This is a genomic window from Rhizobium etli 8C-3, from assembly GCF_001908375.1.
Lineage (GTDB): Bacteria > Pseudomonadota > Alphaproteobacteria > Rhizobiales > Rhizobiaceae > Rhizobium > Rhizobium etli_B.
This window is the reverse complement of record NZ_CP017244.1, coordinates 265,399-286,558: the sequence shown is the minus strand read 5'-3', so window position 1 is coordinate 286,558 and position 21,160 is coordinate 265,399. Positions and strand designations below refer to the sequence as shown.

Here is a 21,160-nt window from a genome sequence, read left to right as displayed (position 1 = left end):
ATGATAATCGGCGAAGGTTCAATCGAAGCTTTGGTCTCTGGCGGCACCGGTGCCGGGACTGGTCCGGCAATCGCTCGCTCGTCCGCCCCAATCCCCCCAAAAAGCAAGGCTGCTGCTGGCAGCCTTGAAATGTCGCCCGGTTGATAGCCGGTCCTTCCTTGATGTGGTCTGCATCAATGTCCTTCAACCCGTCAGCTGATAGCCCGCCCACCCCGCGGAAGGTGATGCGCAAACCGGCCGGTAGAGAGATCAGCCGCTGCAAGCCGGGGCCCTAGCCAATCTTTCTCTTCTGGCTGCCGGCAATGGACAATTTCTCGCCTCCGCCTGTGGCAGACTTACCTCGTCGGCAATGAGAAGGCATGAAAGAGACCGCGCCCGCTGAGAGGACGGATCGCTGAGATGCAGGGGGGATCGAGCGACAGTCATACTTCCAGCCTTTCGGCCCAATGGTTCGAGAACCGAAGGACGGAACAGCCTGTCCAGCAGAACAATTGGCAAAAGACCGACCAAACCTAACCGAACCCAGGGAAAGCCGGCAAATGGCGGTTCCTTGCCCCTTGCGTTCTTATTGGAGATAATCATGACCGCGGTTTTTGCCCGTCCCGATTTCCACAACGCGCTTTCACGCCTCAAGGACAGGCATCTCCTGCGCGATCTCGCCTATATCGGCGGACGCTGGTCGGCGGGCGACGCCGGCAAGCGTTTCGAAGTCACCGACCCTGCATCCCGAACTACGGTTGCCTGGGTCGCGAGCCTCGGCGCGGACGAGACGGCAATTGCCATCGAAGCGGCGGCGCGGGCAATGCCGGCCTGGCGCGCCATGCTGCCACAACACCGGGCAAGAATCCTGCGCAACTGGTTCGACCTGATCCTTGCATCAAAACAAGATCTCGCCTTGATCATGACCCTCGAGCAGGGCAAGCCGCTTTCGGAATCCTTGGGCGAGATCGATTATGCCGCCTCTTTCGTCGAATGGTACGGTGAGGAAGGCAAGCGGCTGAATGCTGAAAACGTCACGAGCCATCTTTTGGATGCTGAGATGATCGTCCGCCGCGAGGCGCTTGGTGTCGTCGGCATCGTCACGCCGTGGAACTTTCCGTCCGCCATGATCACGCGCAAGGCTGCGGCAGCACTTGCTGCGGGCTGCACCGTCGTTGCCCATCCTTCGTCCGAGACCCCGCTTTCGGCACTCGCGCTTTGCGAGCTCGGCGAGCGCGCCGGGATCCCGGCGGGCGTGTTCAATGTTGTCACCGGCGATGCGGAAACGATCGTCGGCCGCATGTGCGAGGACGAGCGCATCAGGGCAATGAGCTTCACGGGCTCGACCGGGATAGGCAAGCGCATTGCCGCTCAATGCGCGTCAAGCTTGAAAAGACTGGTGATGGAGCTTGGCGGACATGCGCCGCTTATTATATTCGACGATGCCGACATCGAGCGTGCGGCCAGAATTGCCATCGACGCCAAATTCGCCACGTCGGGTCAGGATTGCCTGGCTGCCAACCGTATCTTCGTGCACCGCCTCGTTGCTGATCGTTTCGCTGACGCATTTGCGCGCCACATCAGAGCGTTAAAGGTGGCAGACGGCCTTTCGGCGAATGCCGATATCGGCCCGCTGATGCATGAACGTGCCATCGTCAAGGTCGAGGAACAGGTCTCCGATGCGCTGAAACGCGGAGCCAAACTGGTCACCGGCGGTAAACGTCACCCCGCCGGCCAACTTTTCTTCGAGCCGACGCTGCTGACAGACGTTCCTGCCGACGCTCTCATCATGCGCGAGGAAACGTTTGGCCCGGTCGCAGGCATCAGCGTCTTCGACACTGAGGACGAAGTGATCGCAAAAGCAAACGCCACCGAATACGGTCTCGTCGCCTATGTGGTCACGGAAAATGGCGCCCGGCAGATGCGCCTTGGGCGTGCGCTCGAATACGGCATGGTGGCGATCAACCGGGTGAAGATCACCGGCGGTCCCATTCCTTTCGGCGGCTGGAAACAATCCGGACTTGGGCGCGAGGGCTCAAGGCACGGCATCGAAGCTTTCACCGAGCTCAAATATCTTTGCATCGACACGGCCGCCTGAGGCCCTTCCCTTTAACATCAAGGACAACGCCATGTTGGAACGAAGCAACGAACTCAACGCCTTTGACCGGGATCATTTCTTCCATCCCTCCACGCATATGGGCATGCACGCACGTGGCGAGACGCCGACGCGGGTGATCGGCAACGGTGAAGGCGTCTACATCACAGATACGAGCGGGCGCTCCAGTCTCGATGCCTTTGCCGGACTTTACTGCGTCAATGTCGGCTACGGTCGGCAGAAAATCGCCGACGCGATCGCCGAACAGGCAAAGAACCTTGCCTACTATCACGCCTATGTCGGCCATGGCACGGAAGCATCGATCAGGCTGTCGAAGATGATCATCGAGCGCGCGCCCGAAGGCATGAGCCGTGTCTACTTCGGCCTTTCCGGGTCCGACGCGAACGAAACGAACATCAAGCTCATATGGTACTACAACAACATTCTCGGCCGTCCGGACAAGAAAAAGATCATCTCGCGCTGGCGCGGTTATCACGGCTCGGGTGTGATGACAGGCTCGCTAACGGGCCTCGAACTCTTCCACAAGGCCTTTGACCTGCCGCGCGCGCCCATTCTCCACACGGAAGCTCCTTATTATTTCCGCCGGCCCGACCGCTCGATGGACGAGGAGCAGTTTTCGCAATTTTGCGCCGATAAGCTCGAGGAGATGATCCTTGCCGAAGGTCCGCAGACAATTGCCGCCTTTATCGGCGAACCAATCCTTGGGACAGGTGGCATCGTCCCGCCGCCCAGCCGATATTGGCAGAAGATTCAGGCCGTGCTGAAAAAGTACGATATCCTGCTGGTTGCAGATGAGGTGGTGACCGGTTTCGGGCGCTTGGGCACGATGTTCGGCTCGGACCATTACGGCATCAAGCCGGACCTGATCACTATCGCCAAGGGCCTCACGTCCGCCTATGCGCCGCTTTCCGGTACGATCGTTTCCGACAAGGTCTGGCAGGTGCTCGTCCAGGGATCCGATCAGATGGGGGCAATTGGCCATGGCTGGACCTACTCCGCTCATCCGATCTGCGCCGCCGCTGGGATTGCCAACCTGGAGCTGATCGATGAGCTTGATCTCGTGAGGAATGCCGGCGAGACCGGCGCCTATTTCCGCTCGGAACTGGCAAAGGCCATCGGCGGTCACAAAAACGTCGGCGAGGTGCGTGGAGACGGGTTGATGGCGGCCGTTGAGTTTGTTGCAGATCGGGACGATCGCAAATTCTTCGATCCCTCGCAAAAGATCGGTCCGCAGGTAGCCGCTGCACTGCTGGAGCGCGGCGTGATCGGCCGCGCCATGCCGCAAGGCGACATCCTCGGTTTTGCGCCGCCCCTTTGCCTCACCCGGGCCGAGGCCGATATTGTGGTCAAGGCTGCGGCCGAAGCCGTCGCCAACGTCTTCAAATTCATCTGAGGGAGTTTGAGATGACCGTTGTTCCGAAGACGATGGCAGCCGTACAGCTCATTGGACATGGCGGGCTGGACAAGCTGATCTATAACAGAGCCACCCCTGTCCCGACGCCGGCAGCCGGCGAAGTGCTCATCAAGGTCGCCGCCTGCGGCATGAACAACACCGACGTCTGGGTCCGTGAGGGCGCCTACGGCACCGAAGACGACCCGTCGGCCGTTTCCACGTGGCGCAGGAAGGGCAATACGCTGACCTTCCCGCGCATCCAGGGGACGGACGCTGTCGGCCACATCGTCGCAGTTGGCGACGGCATCGACGCAGTACGGATCGGCGAGCGTGTAATGGTCGACTTCTCGATCTATAATCGCCAAGACGACAGCCTTGCCGACATCGATTATATGGGCCACGGCCGAGATGGCGGCTATGCGCAATACATGGCGCTGCCTGCGGAAAACGCCCATGTCGTCGATACCGATTTCACCGACATCGAACTTGCGACCTTCTGCTGTGCCTACCTGACCGGAGAGCGCATGCTCGAGCGGGCGCGGCTCTCTGCGGGCGAACGCGTCCTGGTGACTGGGGCATCGGGCGGTGTCGGATCGGCGATAATCCAGCTCGCAAGAGCGCGCGGCGCAATCCCGATTGCGATAGCCGGCCCGGGCAAGGAGCAGGCTGTCCTTGACATCGGCGCAGAAGCAGTCGTTACACGCGGCGGCAATGATCTTGTCGAAGCCGTCGATCGGGCATCAGGCGGTCGGTCGATCGACGTCGTGGCCGATCTCGTCGCCGGATCGATGTTCAACGATCTTTTGAAGATCCTGCGTCCCGAAGGCCGCTATACGACGGCTGGCGCCATCGGCGGGCCGGTGGTTCAGCTCGACTTGCGGACGATATACCTGAAGCAACTAGAATTGCATGGATCGAGCCAAGGTACACGCGCCGACTTCCATCGGCTCGTCCGCTATATCGAGGAAAAGAAAATCCGGCCCCTGGTCGGTGGCGTCTACCGGTTATCAGACTTCCGTCGGGCTCAGACGGACTTCATGGCCAAGAACTTCATCGGAAAGCTCGTCGTCGTCCCGGACTAAACGAAATCGGCAGGTTGGATCCGGCGCCGCAGCTCGATCTTTCGGCGCCGGCCCTTCCGATTATCACCCTGGCGGGGTCAAAGAGCTGGGACGAATTTCCAAAAAACTCCCTCCTGACGATCCCTATAATACTTGAACTCGCACTCAAACTTCCGTCCGTAAGCTTTGGCAGCCTTCAGGCATTGGTCGCTCACCGGGTTCATCCCTGTATCTGGGGCGAACCAGTCCTCAAGCAGATCGTCCGGCACATACGTGCCGACGCGCAGCGGAAGTGTGGCGAGTACAACGTCCATTTCATTCGGCACCATGATAAAAGCCTCCTTTTCGGACTAACCGCGATCGGATGAACCGGTTCCGTGCCGTCTGTAACTACATCCCCCAGACCGCATCATGTCAACGAAACGACTGCCCGGCCGGCTTTGACGGCACCGTTCGATACCCTTTTAGACCGTTGCGGCGACGGCAGGCGACGGCGGGTGCGTCGCCGGTCATCCTTACCAGCCTGAATAACAGCCTGAAGCGCCGACCGAGACGCTTCGAAGCCGAGGACGTGCCGCTTTATGACAGCCCTTGATAATAGAAAACTCCTTCCTCGAACTGCTGGAATTGCCCATAGTGGCCACCGACTTCTCGAAATGACGTCACATTCGCGTTAGCCATAATCACGAAGGAGACCGGTCCAATTGAGACATGAAATCAGGTATCTGCCGCGATGACGTATCTGAAAAAAAATGCGGTGATCGGCGCCTTGATGCTGGTTGCATCGATCGCGCTCCTGCCGCCGGCCTTTGCCCAAGATTGTGAGCAGGAAACCTTCGAGGAGGCGCGATACATCGTTTGCACCCTGGAACCGGGCAAAGCTGACCTGCGACTGTTCTGGAAGGGCGTTGATGGCGAGCCCTACCGTTTTTTCTCGAGCCTCGCCGAAGCTGTGGGGAAAACCGGACGAACGCTGACATTCGCGATGAACGCGGGTATGTACCGCGTCGATTTTTCGCCGATGGGACTTTACGTCGAGGCCGGCCAAGAACTGCGACCCGCCAATACGGCAAAAGGCGAAGGCTCAGCCGATCTGCTGCCCAATTTCTATAAGAAGCCGAACGGCGTCTTCTTCTTCGGCGACACAAGCGCTGGAATACTCCCGACGGATCAATTTTTGAGACGTCGCCCCAAGGTGCGGTTCGCGACCCAGTCCGGGCCCATGCTTGTCATTCAGAACAAGCTTCACCCGGCCTTTTTATTGCGGTCGAAAGATCGAACCCGTCGCAGCGGTGTGGGTGTCTGTAGTGGTGGCAGGGTTCGCCTTGCCGCAAGCGATGACAGTGTGAATTTCCACGAATTTGCGCGCCTGTTCCGCGACCATTTGAAATGCCCCAATGCATTGTTTCTCGACGGTGGACGAGGTGTGGGAATTTTCAATCCGGCCATGGGCCGCAATGACAGATCCTGGCATGGCGGGTTCGGACCGATTTTTGGAGTTGTGGAATAACGCCACGAACGGGCAGTGAACGCGGGAAGGCGATCATCGACCCAGGCCGCAGGGCGAAGTCGCGATAGAGCAACTCCTCGCAGTCAGCTCGGATTCCGACGGATGGAGCGACATAAGTCAACGCAGTGCCGCCGATGGCCGGCATCGTGGGCGGCGGCACCTGGCCTTTTGTCCGTTGCTGACTGTCAGCCGGCGGCCCGCATTTCCGCCTGTGGCTGCACATTCTGGTTCATGCGGAACAGATTCTGGGGATCGTAATGCCTCTTGACCTCCGTCAGACGTCTATAGTTGCCGCCATAGGCCGCTTCGACACGATCGCTTTCATCCTCCGGCATGAAGTTGATATAGGCTGTGCCAATGGCGTGCTTCTTGGTTGCCTCGAAAAGCTCGCGTGCCCAGCCGATGCACGTGCTATCCATCGAATGTTCGCGCCAGCGCGCATGGACGTTCATGACGAAATGCGAGTTGCGCTGCGGAAAAGCCGTATCCTCCACTGCAATGCGGCCTGCTGCACCGCCCACATGACCAATGAAGATCTCGCATTCCGGCCCCGGAAGCTTGCGAACGGCATCGAGGAGAACTGCAATCGTCGCATCCGACAGCTCTGCGAAATCCTGGCTCTTCCAATAGTTGCGCGCGCCTGGCGTCAGCAGCGGATCGAATGCCTGTTGCCAGGCGGCAAAAGGCGTTGGACCGACAACATCGGCAATCGGATTGCCGATTTCGCGAAGAGCCGCGGCAGCGACCTTACCCGCCTCTATGTCGCCGCAATGGCACATGGCGAGCGCAAGGATTTCCCTGCCGTGCCAGTCGGCGGGCAGGAACGGCAGCGGCGGTGCCTTGCGCATGACCGCCCAGCAAGTGAGATCGTCCGGCGCCGTTTCGAGCACCTGGCGATATTGCCTGAGCACCATTTCCGCGTCGGCAAAAGGATGGATGACCAGGCCCGCCAAAACTTCGCCCGGCAGGTCGTGGAGCCGGAACTCAAAGGAGGTTACGACGCCGAAATTGCCACCGCCTCCGCGCAGCGCCCAAAACAGATCCGGCTCTTCCTTCTCGCTGACGCGGACCAGCTTGCCTTCAGCGGTTACGACCTCCATCGAAATGATATTGTCTATCGTCAGGCCGAACTTTCGTGTGAGCCAACCGAAACCGCCACCAAGGGTCAGTCCGGCAATGCCGGTCGTGGAATTGATACCCGTCGGCAGAGCCAGCCCGAAAGCCTGTGTCTCGTTATCGACATCAGCAAGCGTTGCGCCCGGCTCGACCCTCAAACGCCGCGTGCCCGGGTCGACCCTTACCGATTTCATCGGCGACAGATCAATGACCAGGCCACCTTCACAGACCGCATTGCCGGCGATGTTGTGGCCGCCGCCGCGGACCGCCAGCAGAAGATTGTTTTCGCGCGCGAACCGGACTGATCTCATAACGTCGGCGGCACCAGCGCAGAGCACGATGAGACCCGGGCGCCGATCAATCATTGCGTTCCATATGGACCGCGCCTCGTCGTAACCGGCATCCGTCCGCCTCAAGAGCCTGCCGCGCAGACCTGCCGCGAAGCGATCGAGCACAACGTCCGTCATGACCGTTTGGCCCTTGTGCAGGGTCGTAAGGTTCAAGTTGTCCATGAGTTCCTCCCCAAGGCGGCAGAGCCCCGTTCCGCCGTGGCAGCATTTTGCGCTTCGTTCCTTAGTTACGCAAGATAATGCTAATAAACATTCCAGCCGGGACCCTTCACAAGCTGGATTTATTGCTTTAGAAGCGCGCCCATAATCCGGTCGCAGCCCACCCGGTCAAAACAAGGGATCCGACATCATGAAAACCATCGTCATCTGCTCCGGCGGGTTGGACTCCGTTTCGCTTGCGCACAAGGTTGCCGCGGAACACCAACTCATCGGCCTCCTCTCCTTCGACTACGGACAGCGGCACCGCAAGGAACTCGATTTCGCAGCGGCATGCGCCAAACGCCTCGGTGTGGTCCATCAGATCATCGACATCAGGAATATCGGCAATCATCTGACGGGATCGGCGCTGACCGACGACATCGATGTTCCGGACGGACATTATGCCGAAGAGACGATGAAGGCGACCGTCGTGCCAAACCGCAACGCCATCATGCTTGCCATCGCCTTCGGCCTTGCGGCGGCACAGAAGGCCGATGCCGTCGCCGTCGCCGTGCATGGTGGCGACCACTTCATCTATCCGGACTGCCGGCCGGGTTTCATCCAGGCCTTCCAGGACATGCAGAACCAGGCGCTCGAAGGCTATGCCAAGGTTTTGCTTTTTGCACCTTACGTCACCGTCTCCAAGGCCGACATCGTAATCGATGGCGCCAGGAACGGCACTCGGTTCGCACAGACCTGGTCGTGCTACAAGGGCGGTGCGCGCCACTGCGGCCGCTGCGGCACCTGCGTGGAACGGCGCGAAGCGTTTCATCTGGCCGGCATAGATGATCCGACAGACTACGAGGACCCGAACTTCTGGGTGGGCGCAACGGCGGGCTTTGCAGCCGAAGAGGTGAAGTGATGTTCCGCATCACCAAGGAATTTCATTTCTCCGCCTCGCACCGGCTCACAAGCCTGCCCGCCGACCATCAATGCGGTCGCCTTCACGGACACAATTACATCGTGGAGGTGGAACTTTCGGCAGCAACGCTCAACAGCCACGGATTTGTCCGCGACTACCAAGAGCTTGCGCCGCTGAAGTCCTATATCGACGAGCACTTCGACCATCGCCACCTGAACGAGGTCCTCGGACATGATCAGGTGACGGCTGAATGTCTGGCGAAGCATTTTTACGATTGGTGCAAGGATCGCCTGCCGGAAACCTCGGCCGTGCGCGTCAGCGAGACGCCGAAGACCTGGGCGGAATACCGGCCATGACCATCGCCCGCACGCCCGAGATCCGCGTCAGCGAAATCTTTGGCCCCACCATCCAGGGGGAAGGCATCTTGATCGGCCTTCCGACCGTCTTCGTCAGGACGGGGGGATGTGATTACCGCTGCTCATGGTGTGATACGCTGCATGCCGTCGACAGCGACTATCGCGATCAATGGCGTCCGATGTCGGTCGACGATATCTGGCAGGAGGTCTTGCGGCTTTCGGGCAACAAACCGCTGACGGTATCGCTATCGGGGGGTAATCCGGCGATCCAACCGCTCGGGCCGCTGATAGAACGCGGACACAGCGAGGGTTTCCGTTTCGCGTTAGAGAGCCAGGGCAGCATTGCCAAGGAATGGTTTTCCGCACTCGACGTCCTCGTCCTGAGCCCAAAACCGCCGTCAAGCGGCATGGAGACCGACTGGCATTCGTTCGAGGCCTGCTTGAAAATGGCTGCCGAAAAACCGCAGCTTGCACTGAAGATCGTCGTTTTCGACGATCGCGATTACCTGTTTGCCCGGACCGCGGCGGCACGTTACCCGACGCTTCCGGTTTATCTTCAGCCCGGAAACCATACGCCACCGGCGCCCGGCGACGAAGAGGCACGCGTCGATCTCGACGGCATTATGGACCGGATGCTCTGGCTGGTTGACAAGGTGACGGAAGATCGGTGGTTCGAGGCCCGCGTGCTCCCGCAGCTGCATGTGCTGATGTGGGGCAACAAGCGCGGCGTCTGACGGCGATGGCGACGCAAGGCCGCCATCGCAAACTAAAGAGGGATTGATCAGCGGAACCGCGGCTGTTTCGGCGAGACGTTCGCCCGAATCTCATGAAGGGGGGCGTTCTTGCCAAGCAACCGCAAGAGCTTGCGCTCCTCTGCCGGATCAACTCCAAGCTTCTTGCAGTGATCGGCAACGTCGCGATCGTGCGGGCCTGGCACATGAACTTGCCTATTGTTCATATTCTTCATGGTCATTTTCCTCCTTGTGAGGATAACGCCTGAGGATCGCAAATCGTTCATTAGGCACCGCTTAAGTTGCCAGGAACGCCTTTTGAAGGGCGTGAACTCATGCGTTTATACACTTTCGCAAAGGGGGTGTTCGCTCAAGTTGCGGTTCGTCACGCACGCGGAATGCCCGCCGGTCGCAGATGCTTTCTGAGCGCAGCGATGCGGAAAATGGCATTGGCCGCGCCGTATCCCCGATAGCCGCGCCTTTCGACAATCTCGAAGAACAGGCCTTCACCGTAGGTGGGACTGTAGAGCTGGAAATATTCGCCATGCTCATCGCGGTCATAGAGGATATTGTTCGCCTTCAATCGTTCCGCAAACTCCGCGTCCAGACCGAAACGCGCTTCAAGGTCGTCATAATAGTTCGGCGAGATCGCAAGAGATATGAAGCCGTTTGCGCAAAGGGCAGCGGCAGTGGAAAAAATATCCTGGGTATTGAAGGCCAGATGCTGAATGCCGGAGCCGAAGGTTTCGGCAATGAAGTGGCCGGCAAGCGTGTTGCGGTTTTCGGCACCGTTCATGGTGATGCGCAGCGACCCGTCGGCATTTTCTATGGCCTGGCTTCTCACGATGCCGGAGGGATCGACGATGTCGACCATCGGCGTCTTGTCAGCATCGAGGATCGATGTGTAGAACAGCAGCCAGGTCAGCAGTTCCTCATATTTCATGGTCTGGGCAATGTGATCGATCGACTGCAGCCCGGCAGGCTGCGGGGCTGCCGTGTCTTCGACCGGATCAAACTCGATTTCCCATATGCGGGCGAGCTCCGTCTTGGCGTCGAGGAAATAGAGGATGCCGCCGCCGACACCGCGTACGGCCGGCATCTCGATCTCGCCAGCATCAAGAGGTTGGCGAAAGCGTTCGGCGCCAAGGGCGACGGCGCGTTCGACTGCCGCCTTGGCATCGTCGACCATCAGGCCGGCAGCATAAGCCGTCGTGCCATGGACGGCATATGACGCCCCGGCAAAGCCCTTCTGCTCGGTGTTGACGACGAGATTGATACCGCCTTGGCGAAAGACGGTGACACTCTTGGTCTTGTGTCTCGAAACTTTTCGAAAACCGAGGTTTGCAATCAACCTTTCGAGCTGCGGCGCTTCGTCCTCGTCGATCGTGAACTCGACGAAGGCAACACCTTCGACAGAGGCGCGCGGCGGCATCGCGGGAACGGGCAAGGAGCTTTCCGGCACCTGCCGCTTTACCTGATCACCGAGATAGATCAGAGAGCGCCGGCCATCGACTGCGATTGCCGTGGGCGAGCCACCGCGGAACTGATCATTGAAGATCTCCAGCGACAGATATCCGTCGTATCCGGTTGCCGCCACTGCTTTCATGAAGTCCAGGACCGGCAAGTCGCCTTCGCCGGGCATGTTGCGGAAATGCCTGCTCCAGAAAAGCAGATCCATGTCGATCAAAGGCGCATCGGCAAGCTGGATGATGAAGATCTTTTCTTTCGGGATCGAGCGGATCGAGTTCACATCGATTCTGCGCGACAGTGTATGGAAGCTGTCGAGGATAAGGCCGATATTGGGATGGTCGGCACGGCGCACGATCTCCCAGGCGTCGCGGTGATCGTGAATGTGCCGGCCCCAGGCCAGCGCCTCGTAACCCACCCTCAGACCGCGTTTTGCCGCGCGCTCACCCAGTTCATGGAAGTCGATCGCGGCTCTGTCCAGACCGCCAAGCGATGCTGGCGACACATTGGAACAGACGAGCACGAGATCCGTGCCCATTTCCTGCATGACGTCGAATTTGCGCTCGGCACGATCGAATGTGCGGCTACGAAGCGGCTCGGGCATGCCTTCGAAATCACGGAACGGCTGAAACAGTGTGATCTCCATCCCGAGATCACGCACCATCCTGCCAACCTGACGCGGGCTCTCATCAAAGATGAGGAAATCGTTTTCGAATATCTCGACGCCATCGAAACCGGCCTTGGCGATTGCCTCAAGCTTGTCCCGGAGATCGCCGCTCAACGATACGGTCGCTATAGACGTCTTCATCGGCCTGCTCCCTTTTTTGTCGAATCGAGGATTACTCGGTCATGGCCTTGAAATGCGCGAGCATTCGGGCTGCGTCCGGCGTTCGTCCAGTCAACAGACGAAAGGCGCCAACGGCCTGGAAGACCGCCATGCCTCCGCCGTCGAGCGTCCGGCAGCCGCGACATGCTGCTTGCCTCAGCAGTTCGGTCTCCAAGGGGAAGTAGACGATCTCGGCCACCCAGTGCCGTTCCTCAAGCAGTTCCGGCGGCAAGGGGGTGCCTGGATATTTCGTCATTCCGGTTGGCGTTGCGTGTACGAGGCCGGCTGCCTGCCGCATCTCTGACGCCAGATCCCTTCCGGCGACGATGGAAGCCGCGGGAAAGAGCTGTGACATCGTTTCCGTCAAGGCGGCAGCACGTTCCGCTTCGCGATCGAAGACTGCCAGCCTCTGCAAGCCAAGAAAGAGCATTGCATAAGCGGTTGCAACGCCGGCGCCGCCAGCACCGAGCTGGACGGCCGAAGAAAGATCGGCGTCTGGAAGCCCGCGACGGAAGCTTTCGGCAAAGCCCCACCAATCGGTATTGTGTCCATATCGCCGCCCATCTTCGAATACGACGGTATTGACGGCGCCGAGAGCCCGCGCCTCGGGTGACAGGTCGTCCAGACAGGAGATGACGATCTGTTTGCAGGGATGGGTGATGTTGAGGCCTGCAAGGCCTTGAGCTTCGGCCTCGGCCAGAAGTCCCGGCAGGTCGGCTGGCGAGGCGCCGATCCGGTTAAGGTCGATCAGTTCATACTCGTAGTTCAAACCCTGGGCGGCACCCTCCTTCATGTGCATGGCGGGTGTCAGCGACGCCTGGATGCCAGCACCGATCAGGCCGGCCCTTAGCGGTCTTACAATTGTTTCGGCCATCCGTCTTTTCCGTGGTTTTGATGAGAAAGAGACCAGGCCCGCAGCAGCGGGCCTGGTCCTTTGCTTATTTGCCGCGAATGGTGTCGAGTTCCTTCATCAGCTGGTTGACCGTTTCTGCGCCGATCTGGGGGCTGAACTTGTCGATCAACGGCTTGACGGCGTCGCGCAGCTTCTGCGTCTCTTCCGGGCTCAGTTCGCTGACTTCCATGCCGGTCTTTTTGATCTCTTCGATCGCCTTGGCGTCCATCTCGCGCGAAACCTTGCGCTGATAGTCGCGGGCCTCGGTTGCGGCCGATTGGAAGGCGGCTTTTTCTTCATCGTTGAGCCCATCCCAGAACTTCTTGCTGATGAGCACGATCTGCGGATTGTACTGATGGCGTGTCACCGTCATGTACTTCTGCACTTCGAAGAACTTGGCATTGATGATGTTCGCAGCCGGATTTTCCTGGCCGTCGACAGTGCCGGTTTCAAGCGCCGTATAAAGCTCGGTGTATGGAAGCGGAACGGCGTTGGCGCCAAGGCTGTTGAAGAGCTCGATCGGGATCGGCGACTGGATCGTGCGGATCTTAAGGCCCTTGATGTCCTCAAGCTTGGTGACTGGGTGGCGATTGTTCGTCAGGTTGCGGAAACCGAGCTCCCAATAGGCAAGACCAACGAGGCCGGTATCCGGCAGAAGCTTCATGAGGCCGGAGCCGAACGGTCCGTCCATCACTTTGTCGGCTTCCTCGCCGCTATTGAAGAGGAAAGGAAGATCGACCGCGCCGAACGGCTTGACATTGTTTGCAAGGATGCCGGCATTGAGCACCGTCATTTCGATGACGCCGCCCTGTAGCGCCGAGACGGTCTGAACGTCGCCGCCAAGCACGCCGCCAGGATACAATTTGACCTCGATCTTGCCGCCACTCTTCTCCTTCAAGAGCTCGGCGAACTTCTCCATTCCCATGACCTGGGGATGGCCCTTGTTGTTAGCCGAGGCGAATTTCAGCTGGTGCTCGCCGATTTCGGCGATCGCCGGGCCGGTTGAAAGCAGCGCGATCGGCAGCGCCAATCCCAGTGCCAGCTTCGTCAGTTTATTGAGCATGTCTTCCTCCCAGGTTTGTGGCCGGTAACTCCCTGCGGCCGCTTTGAAATTCGTTCGCCGTTGCCGGCCAAACTACGATCAGTGTCCGAACCAGGAGACCGGCACGGTCACCAGTTGCGGAAACAGGATGAGCAGAAACAGAACGATCAATTCGGCGATGAGAAAGGGCATCACGCCCTTCATCAACTCTTCCATCGAGAGCTTTGAGACGCCGCAGATAACATTGAGCACGGTGCCGACCGGCGGCGTGATCAGGCCAATCGCATTGTTGATGATGAAAAGCACGCCGAAATAGACCGGATCAATGCCCGCCTGCTTGATGATCGGCATCAGCACCGGCGTCATGATCAGGATCGTCGGCGTCATATCCATGGCGGTTCCGACGACGACGATCAGCACCATGATGGCGAGCAGCAGAAGGGTCTGGTTGTCCATCAGCGGTTCGACCAGGGCCGCGAGTTCGCCGGGCACGTCGGCAACCGTGATCAGCCAGGCCGAAACCGCCGCACAGGCAACCAGGAACATGACGACAGAGGTGATCTTGGCGGCCGCCACGAAGACGTGAAACAGTCTCGCCGGGGGCAACTCGCGATAGATGACCATCGAGACGAAGAGCGAATAAACAGCGGCAACGACGCCGGCTTCGGTCGGCGTGAAGACGCCGAATTTCAAGCCGACGATGATGATGACCGGCAGCATCAAGGCCCAGATGCTGTCGATGAGCGCTTTGAGGCGCACCGCGCCGCTCTGCTTTGCGGGAAGTGCGAACTGCTCCTTTCGCGCGACGATCAGCCAGGTCACACAGAGGGCGGCGGCGATCATGAGCCCCGGGAAAATCCCCGCCAGAAAAAGCTTGGTAATCGAGACGCCGCCAACCACGCCGAAGAGGATGAAGCCGATAGACGGAGGAATGATCGGCCCGATAATCGAAGCTGAGGCGAGGAGGCCGCCGGTGCGCGCCGGGTCGTGTCCGGACTTCTTCATCATCGGAAAAAGAAGGGCGCCCAAGGCCGCTGCATCGGCAACGGCCGACCCGGAAAGGCTCGAAAGAACACAGGCCGCGAAGATGGCGACAAAACCGAGACCGCCGCGGACGTGGCCCACCATGGCCATGGCAAGGTCGACAATGCGACGAGACAGTCCGCCGGTATTCATGACCTCTCCGGCGAGGAGAAAGAAGGGAACCGCCATCAGCGGAAAGCTGTCGGCGCCGTTCAGCACGTTCTGCGCCACGATCTGCGCATCGAACATGTCAAGATACATCATCAAAGCAACGCCGCTGATGATGAGGGCAAAGGCGATCGGCACGCCAAGCGCCATGGGTCCGAGAAGTGCTCCAAGAAAGATGGATACAGTCATTTCCCGCCCCTCAATGCTTTGTCACGGCGCTGGCAAGTGCCGGATCGGCGTGATCGTCGAGCGCGGCTTGTTCCTCACTGTCACGGACAAGCTCGACCGTCATGACGTCGATGCGCCCCGTGGCGATCGCAAAAGCGTCCCACAGGAGGATGAGAAAAGCCGGAATGCCGAAGGCCAGGCCGGCGCCGTAGAAAAATGCCATCGATATCCCGGTCGCCGGCGCTGCCACATGGAGGTTGATCAGCGTTTGAGTCCAGGCACCGCTGATCATCAGCCAGGTCGCCAGCAGCATCAGTGCATGCCCGACGAGGGCAGCCATTTTAGCAGCCGTGGGTGGCAGGCGCCGCAGCACTGAATCAACTCCGAGATGGCCATGCTCGCGCATTGCGACGACCGCGCCGAGAAATGTCAGCCAGACGAAAAACATCCGAGACAGCTCTTCGGAGGACGTGATGCCTTGATTGAAGGCATAGCGAAGGATGACGTTGCCGAAGACGAGGACGACCATGCCTGCCAGCAAGAGCGCGATCGTCGCCTTCAGCACGAGAAAATAGAAATCTATGATGCGGGTCATTCGCTCCTCCCAAAGCGTGGGCCACAGATCCAGTGATCTTTCCGACGTAAATCAGCCGCGCGCGAACGCACATCTGGGCGGAGACCTCGCGCCCCTCCTCCGGGACATGTTGCCTTGTTTTAAAAATGTACTAACTAGTTCGAATGTCAAGCGGTGATCTATTGAAACGCAGGTGTAAGGTGAATATGACTTGTCGTCGGGCAGCGCATGAATGGCAGCCTTCACGTTCAGGATCCGGTTTTTGACGATTGGAAACAGCGGTTTAGGTGATAAGGTCGTGAGAGTGATGGCGGATCGGCCTGAAAACGGACGAAAGAACGATCCGCAGCGGACGCAGGCGGATATCCTCGTCGTCGCGACGAAGGAGTTTGCGACCCATGGTCTCGCCGGTGCGCGCGTCGATGCAATCGCGGAAAAGACCCGTACCTCGAAGCGGATGATCTATTACTATTTCGGCAGCAAGGAGGGTCTTTATCTTGCCGTGCTGGAGCAGTCCTACCGCAAGATCCGCTCGTTGGAGGCCGATCTAAAGCTTTCGAACCTGGAGCCAGAAGCAGCGCTACGCACGCTGATCGCAACGACCTTCGATCATGACGAAGCCAACCCGGATTTCGTCCGGCTGGTGAGCATCGAGAACATTCATCACGCCGCGCATATGCTGCGCTCCGACGCCATCCGCGACCTCAACGTCTCGATCATCGAGACGATAGCTGGAATCCTCGAACGTGGTTTCGAACAGGGCGTATTTCATCGCAAGGCCGATCCGATCGATGTCCACATGATGATCAGCGCCTTCTGCTTCTTCCGCGTCTCGAACCGCTACACCTTTGGCACGATTTTCAGGAGGGATCTCTCGGAAAGCGATGCCATCGACCGGCACCGCGGAATGATCGCCGATGCCGTCGTCAGCTATCTCAAGTCCTGCCCCACGCCGGATTGACGGTGGCCAGCTTTGCGGCGGCGATCAACGATGTTGTGTCGGAAGAAGGCGAGGCGGCTGCCGCGAACAGCCGGTTATGCAAATGAGTGGGGCAGATCTCCTACTCGAGATGACGTTCATCTGCGTGGCGCACCGCTTGCTAAAAAGGGAAATTTTCTTCGGAGATTCACTTCGGGCCACAATTTGATCGACCACCTTGAAGGTATATGAACCGACGGCACCTCATTTCGTATCACGAACCTCATAGGCCTGGAGCTATTCCAGAGGGCGCTCGACTGGACTTCGCCAAATAGGCGGCGTGCAGCGTCGAACCCGACATCACAGTGATATCTTGAAACATTTTTCAGTGCTGGAAGGATGGGCCGCTGCGGGCGGCACCTCTTTCATGCTTTGGCTCTCCGTCAATGTCGAACGACACATGGAAGCGCGTTGTCTTTTGGCACTTGGAACAGAATCGGCGGCCAATGCTTTAATTGCTGAAACAGACTCAGAGCGACTTTGACGAGAGGGTTTCGCTCATCGTTTCAGCAACAACCCGGCAGCTTTGAAAATGCTCATCGCCGCTGCTGCGCCATTTGCGGAATGCAAGCTCCACGCTGTCGCGGCGATAAACTGTGTCGCCTAGAAGGAAGCGATCCGATGCCGAAGAAAGCCGAAGACCGTCCTGCGGTGTTCATCACCGGAAGCTCCGGGTTCCTCGGCCAGGCCATCGCGAAAGGTCTGCGCGAGCGGTATCAGGTCATCGGCCTCGACGTCAGGAAACCAGAGCACCCGATCGACGGAATGGAGACGGTCGAGATCGATCTCACCTCCGACGAAAGCGTCGATGCCGCCGTAAAGGAAGCGGCAAGCAGAGCCGGCGAGCGTATCGCCTCCGTCATCCACCTGGCCGCCTATTACGACACAACCGGCGAGGACAATCCGAAATACGAAGCCGTGACGGTGCAAGGCACACGCCGGCTGCTCAAGGCGCTCAAGGCAGTCGGCGCCGAGCAGTTGGTATTCTCCAGCACTCTGCTGGTCCATGCGCCGAGCCCCGACAAGGGCGTGCGCATCGACGAGGACTCCCCGCTCGATCCGTCTTGGGCTTATCCGAAGTCGAAGGCCGACACCGAGGAGCTAATATCGAGCGAGCGTGGCGACCTCCGGACCGTGGTCCTGCGGCTCGCCGGCGTCTACGACGAGGACTGCCGAGCCGCGTTCATCGCGCAGCAGATCTCTCGCATCTTCGAGCGGCTGCCGACCGCCTATCTCTTCGCCGGTGATCTGACCTCGGGCCAGCCATACCTTCACAAGGACGACCTGGTCGACGCGATCGTGCGCATTGTGGACCGTCGCGCAGAGCTTCCCGAGGAAACCGTGCTGCTGCTCGGCGAAGAGGAGACGCCGTCCTACGAGGAAATGCAGAAGCGTATCGGGCGGCTGGTCCACGACGAGGAATGGCGCACGCTCAGCCTGCCGAAAGGGCTTACGAAGGCTGGCGCCTGGCTGCAGACCGAGGTGCTCGATCAGGAAACGGATATCAAGCCCTGGATGATCGAGAACTCCGACGACCACTACGAGATCGACGTCTCTCGCGCGCGCTCTCTGATCGGGTGGGAGCCGCGGCACAGCCTGACCGGAACGCTGCCGGAGATGATCCGCAGGCTGAAGCTGGATCCGACAGACTGGTACGAGAAGAACAAACTCCATCCGTCGGCGGTCGCAGCCTCGGAGCCGGAACTGGATCAGGCGAGAAAGCGCCTGATCCAGCCGCTCGAGCGCAGCCCGGAGGACGTCGACAAAGCCGTCCGACGGCATCGTTTCTGGACGCTCTGGGCGCCGATGGCGAATGCGGCGCTCGGTCTGTGGCTGGTGACCTCACCGATGACACTGGGCCTGTTCGATCCGGTGTCGGCAACAATGCCGCCAGCTCTTGGACACGAAATCGCTGAACCCCAGGTCAGGAACATACGGCTCGGCATCAGCGAAATTCTGACAGGCCTGCTCATCGCCATCCTGTCGCTGACGGGCATGGCGCGCGGACGCCAATGGGTTCAGTGGATCACGGCTGCGGTCGGTCTGTGGGTGATGTTCGCGCCGCTGGTGTTCTGGACGACGAGCGCGGCGGCCTACGGCATCGACACGCTCGTCGGCATGCTGGTGGTGGCCTTCGCGGTGATGATCCCGCCAACGCCGGGCATAAGTCACCGGGCGTTGGCGGCCGACGACGACCGCCCGCTGGGCTGGAGCTATTCGCCGTCTTCTTTCACCCAGCGCATTCCAATCGTTGCCCTGGCTTTCCTCGGGCTTTTCGTGTCGCGCTACCTCGCCGCCTACCAGATGGGTCATATCGACGGATTGTGGGATCCGTTCTTCGGTCCTGGCGAAGCGGCTGTCACCAACGGCACTGAGGCGGTCGTGACGTCCTGGGTGTCGAAGGGATTCCCGATCGCCGATGCCGGCCTCGGCGCCTTTGCCTACGGCCTCGACATCCTCGCCGGCACCATCGGCGACCGTCGCCGCTGGCGCAGCATGCCGTGGATGGTGTTCCTGTTCGGCCTGCTGATCATTCCGCTGGGCGCGGTCAGTGTCTCGTTTATCATCATCCAGCCGCCGCTGATTGGTGCGCTGTGCACGCTCTGCATCATCCAGGCGGCGGTAACGGTGATCCTCATCCCGTATTCCGTCGACGAGGTGCTGGCGACCGTGCAATATCTCTGGCGCGCGAAGCGGGCGGGCGAGCCGTTCTGGCGCACCTTCTGGATGGGTGGTCCGGCGCTTTCGGAGAACCAGACGCCAAAGCCCGATCTCGACCGTTCGCCAGGCGAATTCCTGAAAGACTTCCTGCTCGGCGGCGTGACCTTCCCGTGGACTCTCGTCGCCAGCACACTCCTCGGCATCCTGCTGATGGCGACGCCGCTGATCTTCGCAACGCAGCCGCCGCTCTACTTCAGCGACCACATCGTCGGCTGCCTCGTGATCATGGTCGCCGTCACTGCCATGGCCGAGGTCGTGCGCCCGGTGCGCTTCCTCAACGTAGCGCTCGGTGCATGGATCGCGGCATCCCCGTTCTTGCTGGACGGCGGTTCAGGCATCGCAGCGGTAGCCGATATCGTGATCGGACTGGCGTTGATCGGTCTCAGCCTGCCGCGTGGCGCGCCTAGCGAGGAACACTACGGTGGTTGGGATCGGGCGATTGTCTGACTTGCTCGACCTAAGCGCCCATTCCGTGAATCAATGTCGCTATGCTTGCTAGTCGGCCGCGGCGGATCGGCTGTTACACCGCCGCGATGCTTCCGGTCTTCATCGGCGGCATCGCAATCATCTACGGGATCGGAGGTGAGGAAATTAGCTCGTCCACCAGCCCGGTGAATACCTTTCCAGCCTTCGGTCGAACGTTTCGCGCTCAAGATCGTTGGAGAGGATGGACGACATACCGAACCCATCATTGACCATTCGGCCGGGGGAGAAGCTCGCCGTCGTGTTCGGCGGCTCTGGCTTTCTCGGCCGAAGGATCGTGAAACGCCTTCTCCACCGCGGCATCGCAGTGCGAGCGGCATCTCGCCATCCGGATCGCGCGAGAGGCGAGCAGGATCACGGCGAACTCTTCACCGCCATCAAAGCCGACATCCTCGACCAAGATCAGGTCGCCGAAGCTGTTTCGGGCGCGAGCGCGATCGTCAACGCTGTTAGCCTCTATTCCGAGCATGGAGATCTGACGTTCGAACGGGTCCACGTTAAGGCCGCGTCCGGATTGGCGACAGCGGCGCGCGACGCTTCAGTAGAGAGCTACATCCAGATTTCCGGGATCGGTTCCGATCCAAGTTCGAGGTCGCGCTACATCAGGGTGCGCGGGGGCGGCGAGGAAGCCGTCACAGCTGCGTTTCCCGACGCGATCATCGTTCGCCCTGCAGTGATGACGGGAACCGACGACGCCTTTCTGACGTCGATCGTGAGACTGGTTCGTGTCCTTCCTGTCTATCCGCTGTTCGGCAGCGGTGACACCCGTCTCCAGCCTGCATTCGTGGAAGACGTGGCGGAGGCCGTAGCGCGTCTTGCTTCGGGAACGGCCGAATACCGGGGCCGTATATTCGAGTTCGGCGGTCCCCGCGTCTACACCTATCGAGATCTGGTTCGCGAAGTATCCCGACTGCTCGGCATCCGCACACGATTGGTGTCTGTCCCGTTTCCGGCCTGGCGCGCGCTTGCGACATTCGCTGAGGTTGTCCCCGGCGCGCCGCTGACACGCAACCAGATTGAACTCATGGAGAGAGACAACGTAGCGGACACCGAGCAGCCGGGCTTCCACGAACTGGGGATGGAGCCTCGCGACATCGACGAGGTGGTGCGAGCGATCCGGGAAAAGTCGTGATGAGGAGATATGG

General features: G+C 59.8%; 18 protein-coding genes. 10 read left to right on the top strand and 8 right to left on the bottom strand.

Translation table 11 applies throughout. The features are described 5' to 3' along the window. Positions 1–580: 580 nt before the first annotated feature. The 3 genes from AM571_RS26205 to AM571_RS26195 are packed head-to-tail and all read left to right on the top strand — an operon-like array spanning position 581 to position 4,570. On the top strand, positions 581–2,077 hold the full coding sequence (locus AM571_RS26205; protein WP_074063958.1) for an NAD-dependent succinate-semialdehyde dehydrogenase: 1,497 nt from the start codon (positions 581–583) through the stop codon (positions 2,075–2,077). 31 nt (positions 2,078–2,108) lie between these two features. Further along, complete coding sequence (locus AM571_RS26200) at positions 2,109–3,488, top strand: aspartate aminotransferase family protein (RefSeq protein ID WP_074063957.1); 1,380 nt, start codon at positions 2,109–2,111, stop codon at positions 3,486–3,488. A gap of 11 nt (positions 3,489–3,499) precedes the next feature. Further along, positions 3,500–4,570, top strand: a complete 1,071-nt coding sequence (locus AM571_RS26195) for an alcohol dehydrogenase family protein (RefSeq protein WP_074063956.1) — start codon at positions 3,500–3,502, stop codon at positions 4,568–4,570. Positions 4,571–4,647: 77 nt separating this feature from the next. On the opposite strand, the gene AM571_RS26190 is transcribed toward AM571_RS26195, so the two are convergent. After that, positions 4,648–4,878, bottom strand: coding sequence for a hypothetical protein (locus tag AM571_RS26190; protein ID WP_074063955.1), 231 nt, complete (start codon positions 4,876–4,878; stop codon positions 4,648–4,650). 404 nt (positions 4,879–5,282) lie between these two features. Here AM571_RS26190 and AM571_RS26185 point away from each other — a divergent pair, with 404 nt between their 5' ends. Continuing rightward, positions 5,283–6,059, top strand: a complete 777-nt coding sequence (locus AM571_RS26185) for a phosphodiester glycosidase family protein (RefSeq protein ID WP_074063954.1) — start codon at positions 5,283–5,285, stop codon at positions 6,057–6,059. A gap of 185 nt (positions 6,060–6,244) precedes the next feature. Here the strand turns inward: AM571_RS26185 and AM571_RS26180 are convergent, their stop codons facing one another. After that, entirely contained in the window at positions 6,245–7,687 is a 1,443-nt protein-coding gene (locus AM571_RS26180; protein WP_074063953.1) for an FAD-binding oxidoreductase, read from the bottom strand. 187 nt (positions 7,688–7,874) lie between these two features. Between AM571_RS26180 and queC the strand changes: the two genes are divergently transcribed. The 3 genes from queC to queE are packed head-to-tail and all read left to right on the top strand — an operon-like array spanning position 7,875 to position 9,675. Then, positions 7,875–8,585, top strand: coding sequence for a 7-cyano-7-deazaguanine synthase QueC (queC, locus tag AM571_RS26175; protein ID WP_074063952.1), 711 nt, complete (start codon positions 7,875–7,877; stop codon positions 8,583–8,585). Then, positions 8,585–8,941 (top strand): 6-carboxytetrahydropterin synthase QueD, encoded by a 357-nt coding sequence (gene queD / locus AM571_RS26170; RefSeq protein WP_074063951.1) that lies wholly within the window; start codon positions 8,585–8,587, stop codon positions 8,939–8,941. The genes queC and queD overlap by 1 nt, the downstream gene beginning before the upstream one ends. Further along, entirely contained in the window at positions 8,938–9,675 is a 738-nt protein-coding gene (queE, locus tag AM571_RS26165; RefSeq protein ID WP_074063950.1) for a 7-carboxy-7-deazaguanine synthase QueE, read from the top strand. The genes queD and queE overlap by 4 nt, the downstream gene beginning before the upstream one ends. A gap of 47 nt (positions 9,676–9,722) precedes the next feature. Here queE and AM571_RS26160 read toward each other — a convergent pair whose 3' ends face one another. The 6 genes from AM571_RS26160 to AM571_RS26135 all read right to left on the bottom strand — a co-directional run bounded on the left by AM571_RS26160 (position 9,723) and on the right by AM571_RS26135 (position 15,853). Continuing rightward, positions 9,723–9,908 (bottom strand): hypothetical protein, encoded by a 186-nt coding sequence (locus AM571_RS26160; protein WP_022712945.1) that lies wholly within the window; start codon positions 9,906–9,908, stop codon positions 9,723–9,725. Between the two features lie 149 nt (positions 9,909–10,057). Beyond that, complete coding sequence (locus tag AM571_RS26155) at positions 10,058–11,947, bottom strand: bifunctional sugar phosphate isomerase/epimerase/4-hydroxyphenylpyruvate dioxygenase family protein (protein ID WP_074063949.1); 1,890 nt, start codon at positions 11,945–11,947, stop codon at positions 10,058–10,060. Between the two features lie 31 nt (positions 11,948–11,978). Next, positions 11,979–12,839 (bottom strand): shikimate dehydrogenase, encoded by an 861-nt coding sequence (locus AM571_RS26150; protein WP_074063948.1) that lies wholly within the window; start codon positions 12,837–12,839, stop codon positions 11,979–11,981. 64 nt (positions 12,840–12,903) lie between these two features. After that, the gene (locus AM571_RS26145) at positions 12,904–13,920 is read right to left on the bottom strand and encodes a TRAP transporter substrate-binding protein (RefSeq protein WP_074063947.1); all 1,017 of its coding nucleotides are present in this window, start codon (positions 13,918–13,920) and stop codon (positions 12,904–12,906) included. Between the two features lie 78 nt (positions 13,921–13,998). After that, the gene (locus AM571_RS26140; protein ID WP_074063946.1) at positions 13,999–15,279 is read right to left on the bottom strand and encodes a TRAP transporter large permease subunit; all 1,281 of its coding nucleotides are present in this window, start codon (positions 15,277–15,279) and stop codon (positions 13,999–14,001) included. Between the two features lie 10 nt (positions 15,280–15,289). Next, positions 15,290–15,853, bottom strand: coding sequence for a TRAP transporter small permease (locus AM571_RS26135; protein WP_074063945.1), 564 nt, complete (start codon positions 15,851–15,853; stop codon positions 15,290–15,292). 286 nt (positions 15,854–16,139) lie between these two features. Between AM571_RS26135 and AM571_RS26130 the strand changes: the two genes are divergently transcribed. From AM571_RS26130 to AM571_RS26120, 3 genes are all read left to right on the top strand, one after another. After that, positions 16,140–16,793: a TetR/AcrR family transcriptional regulator gene (locus AM571_RS26130; protein ID WP_074063944.1), complete on the top strand. Its 654-nt coding sequence runs from the start codon at positions 16,140–16,142 to the stop codon at positions 16,791–16,793. A 639-nt stretch (positions 16,794–17,432) separates the two neighbouring features. Next, positions 17,433–19,979 (top strand): NAD-dependent epimerase/dehydratase family protein, encoded by a 2,547-nt coding sequence (locus AM571_RS26125; protein WP_074063943.1) that lies wholly within the window; start codon positions 17,433–17,435, stop codon positions 19,977–19,979. Positions 19,980–20,199: 220 nt separating this feature from the next. Beyond that, on the top strand, positions 20,200–21,147 hold the full coding sequence (locus AM571_RS26120) for a complex I NDUFA9 subunit family protein (protein ID WP_074063942.1): 948 nt from the start codon (positions 20,200–20,202) through the stop codon (positions 21,145–21,147). The last annotated feature ends 13 nt before the right edge of the window (positions 21,148–21,160 follow it).

Bases quoted from the DNA above. Each gene is read 5' to 3' on its own strand.
- AM571_RS26195 (WP_074063956.1), top strand. From the start codon at position 3,500: ATGACCGTTGTTCCGAAGACGATGGCAGCCGTACAGCTCATTGGACAT.
- AM571_RS26130 (WP_074063944.1), top strand. From the start codon at position 16,140: ATGGCGGATCGGCCTGAAAACGGACGAAAGAACGATCCGCAGCGGACG.
- queE (WP_074063950.1), top strand. From the start codon at position 8,938: ATGACCATCGCCCGCACGCCCGAGATCCGCGTCAGCGAAATCTTTGGC.
- AM571_RS26125 (WP_074063943.1), top strand. From the start codon at position 17,433: ATGCCGAAGAAAGCCGAAGACCGTCCTGCGGTGTTCATCACCGGAAGC.
- AM571_RS26120 (WP_074063942.1), top strand. From the start codon at position 20,200: ATGGACGACATACCGAACCCATCATTGACCATTCGGCCGGGGGAGAAG.
- AM571_RS26145 (WP_074063947.1), bottom strand. From the start codon at position 13,920: ATGCTCAATAAACTGACGAAGCTGGCACTGGGATTGGCGCTGCCGATC.
- AM571_RS26205 (WP_074063958.1), top strand. From the start codon at position 581: ATGACCGCGGTTTTTGCCCGTCCCGATTTCCACAACGCGCTTTCACGC.
- AM571_RS26150 (WP_074063948.1), bottom strand. From the start codon at position 12,839: ATGGCCGAAACAATTGTAAGACCGCTAAGGGCCGGCCTGATCGGTGCT.
- AM571_RS26200 (WP_074063957.1), top strand. From the start codon at position 2,109: ATGTTGGAACGAAGCAACGAACTCAACGCCTTTGACCGGGATCATTTC.
- AM571_RS26140 (WP_074063946.1), bottom strand. From the start codon at position 15,279: ATGACTGTATCCATCTTTCTTGGAGCACTTCTCGGACCCATGGCGCTT.
- queD (WP_074063951.1), top strand. From the start codon at position 8,585: ATGTTCCGCATCACCAAGGAATTTCATTTCTCCGCCTCGCACCGGCTC.
- queC (WP_074063952.1), top strand. From the start codon at position 7,875: ATGAAAACCATCGTCATCTGCTCCGGCGGGTTGGACTCCGTTTCGCTT.
- AM571_RS26185 (WP_074063954.1), top strand. From the start codon at position 5,283: ATGACGTATCTGAAAAAAAATGCGGTGATCGGCGCCTTGATGCTGGTT.
- AM571_RS26180 (WP_074063953.1), bottom strand. From the start codon at position 7,687: ATGGACAACTTGAACCTTACGACCCTGCACAAGGGCCAAACGGTCATG.
- AM571_RS26135 (WP_074063945.1), bottom strand. From the start codon at position 15,853: ATGACCCGCATCATAGATTTCTATTTTCTCGTGCTGAAGGCGACGATC.
- AM571_RS26155 (WP_074063949.1), bottom strand. From the start codon at position 11,947: ATGAAGACGTCTATAGCGACCGTATCGTTGAGCGGCGATCTCCGGGAC.
- AM571_RS26190 (WP_074063955.1), bottom strand. From the start codon at position 4,878: ATGGTGCCGAATGAAATGGACGTTGTACTCGCCACACTTCCGCTGCGC.
- AM571_RS26160 (WP_022712945.1), bottom strand. From the start codon at position 9,908: ATGAAGAATATGAACAATAGGCAAGTTCATGTGCCAGGCCCGCACGAT.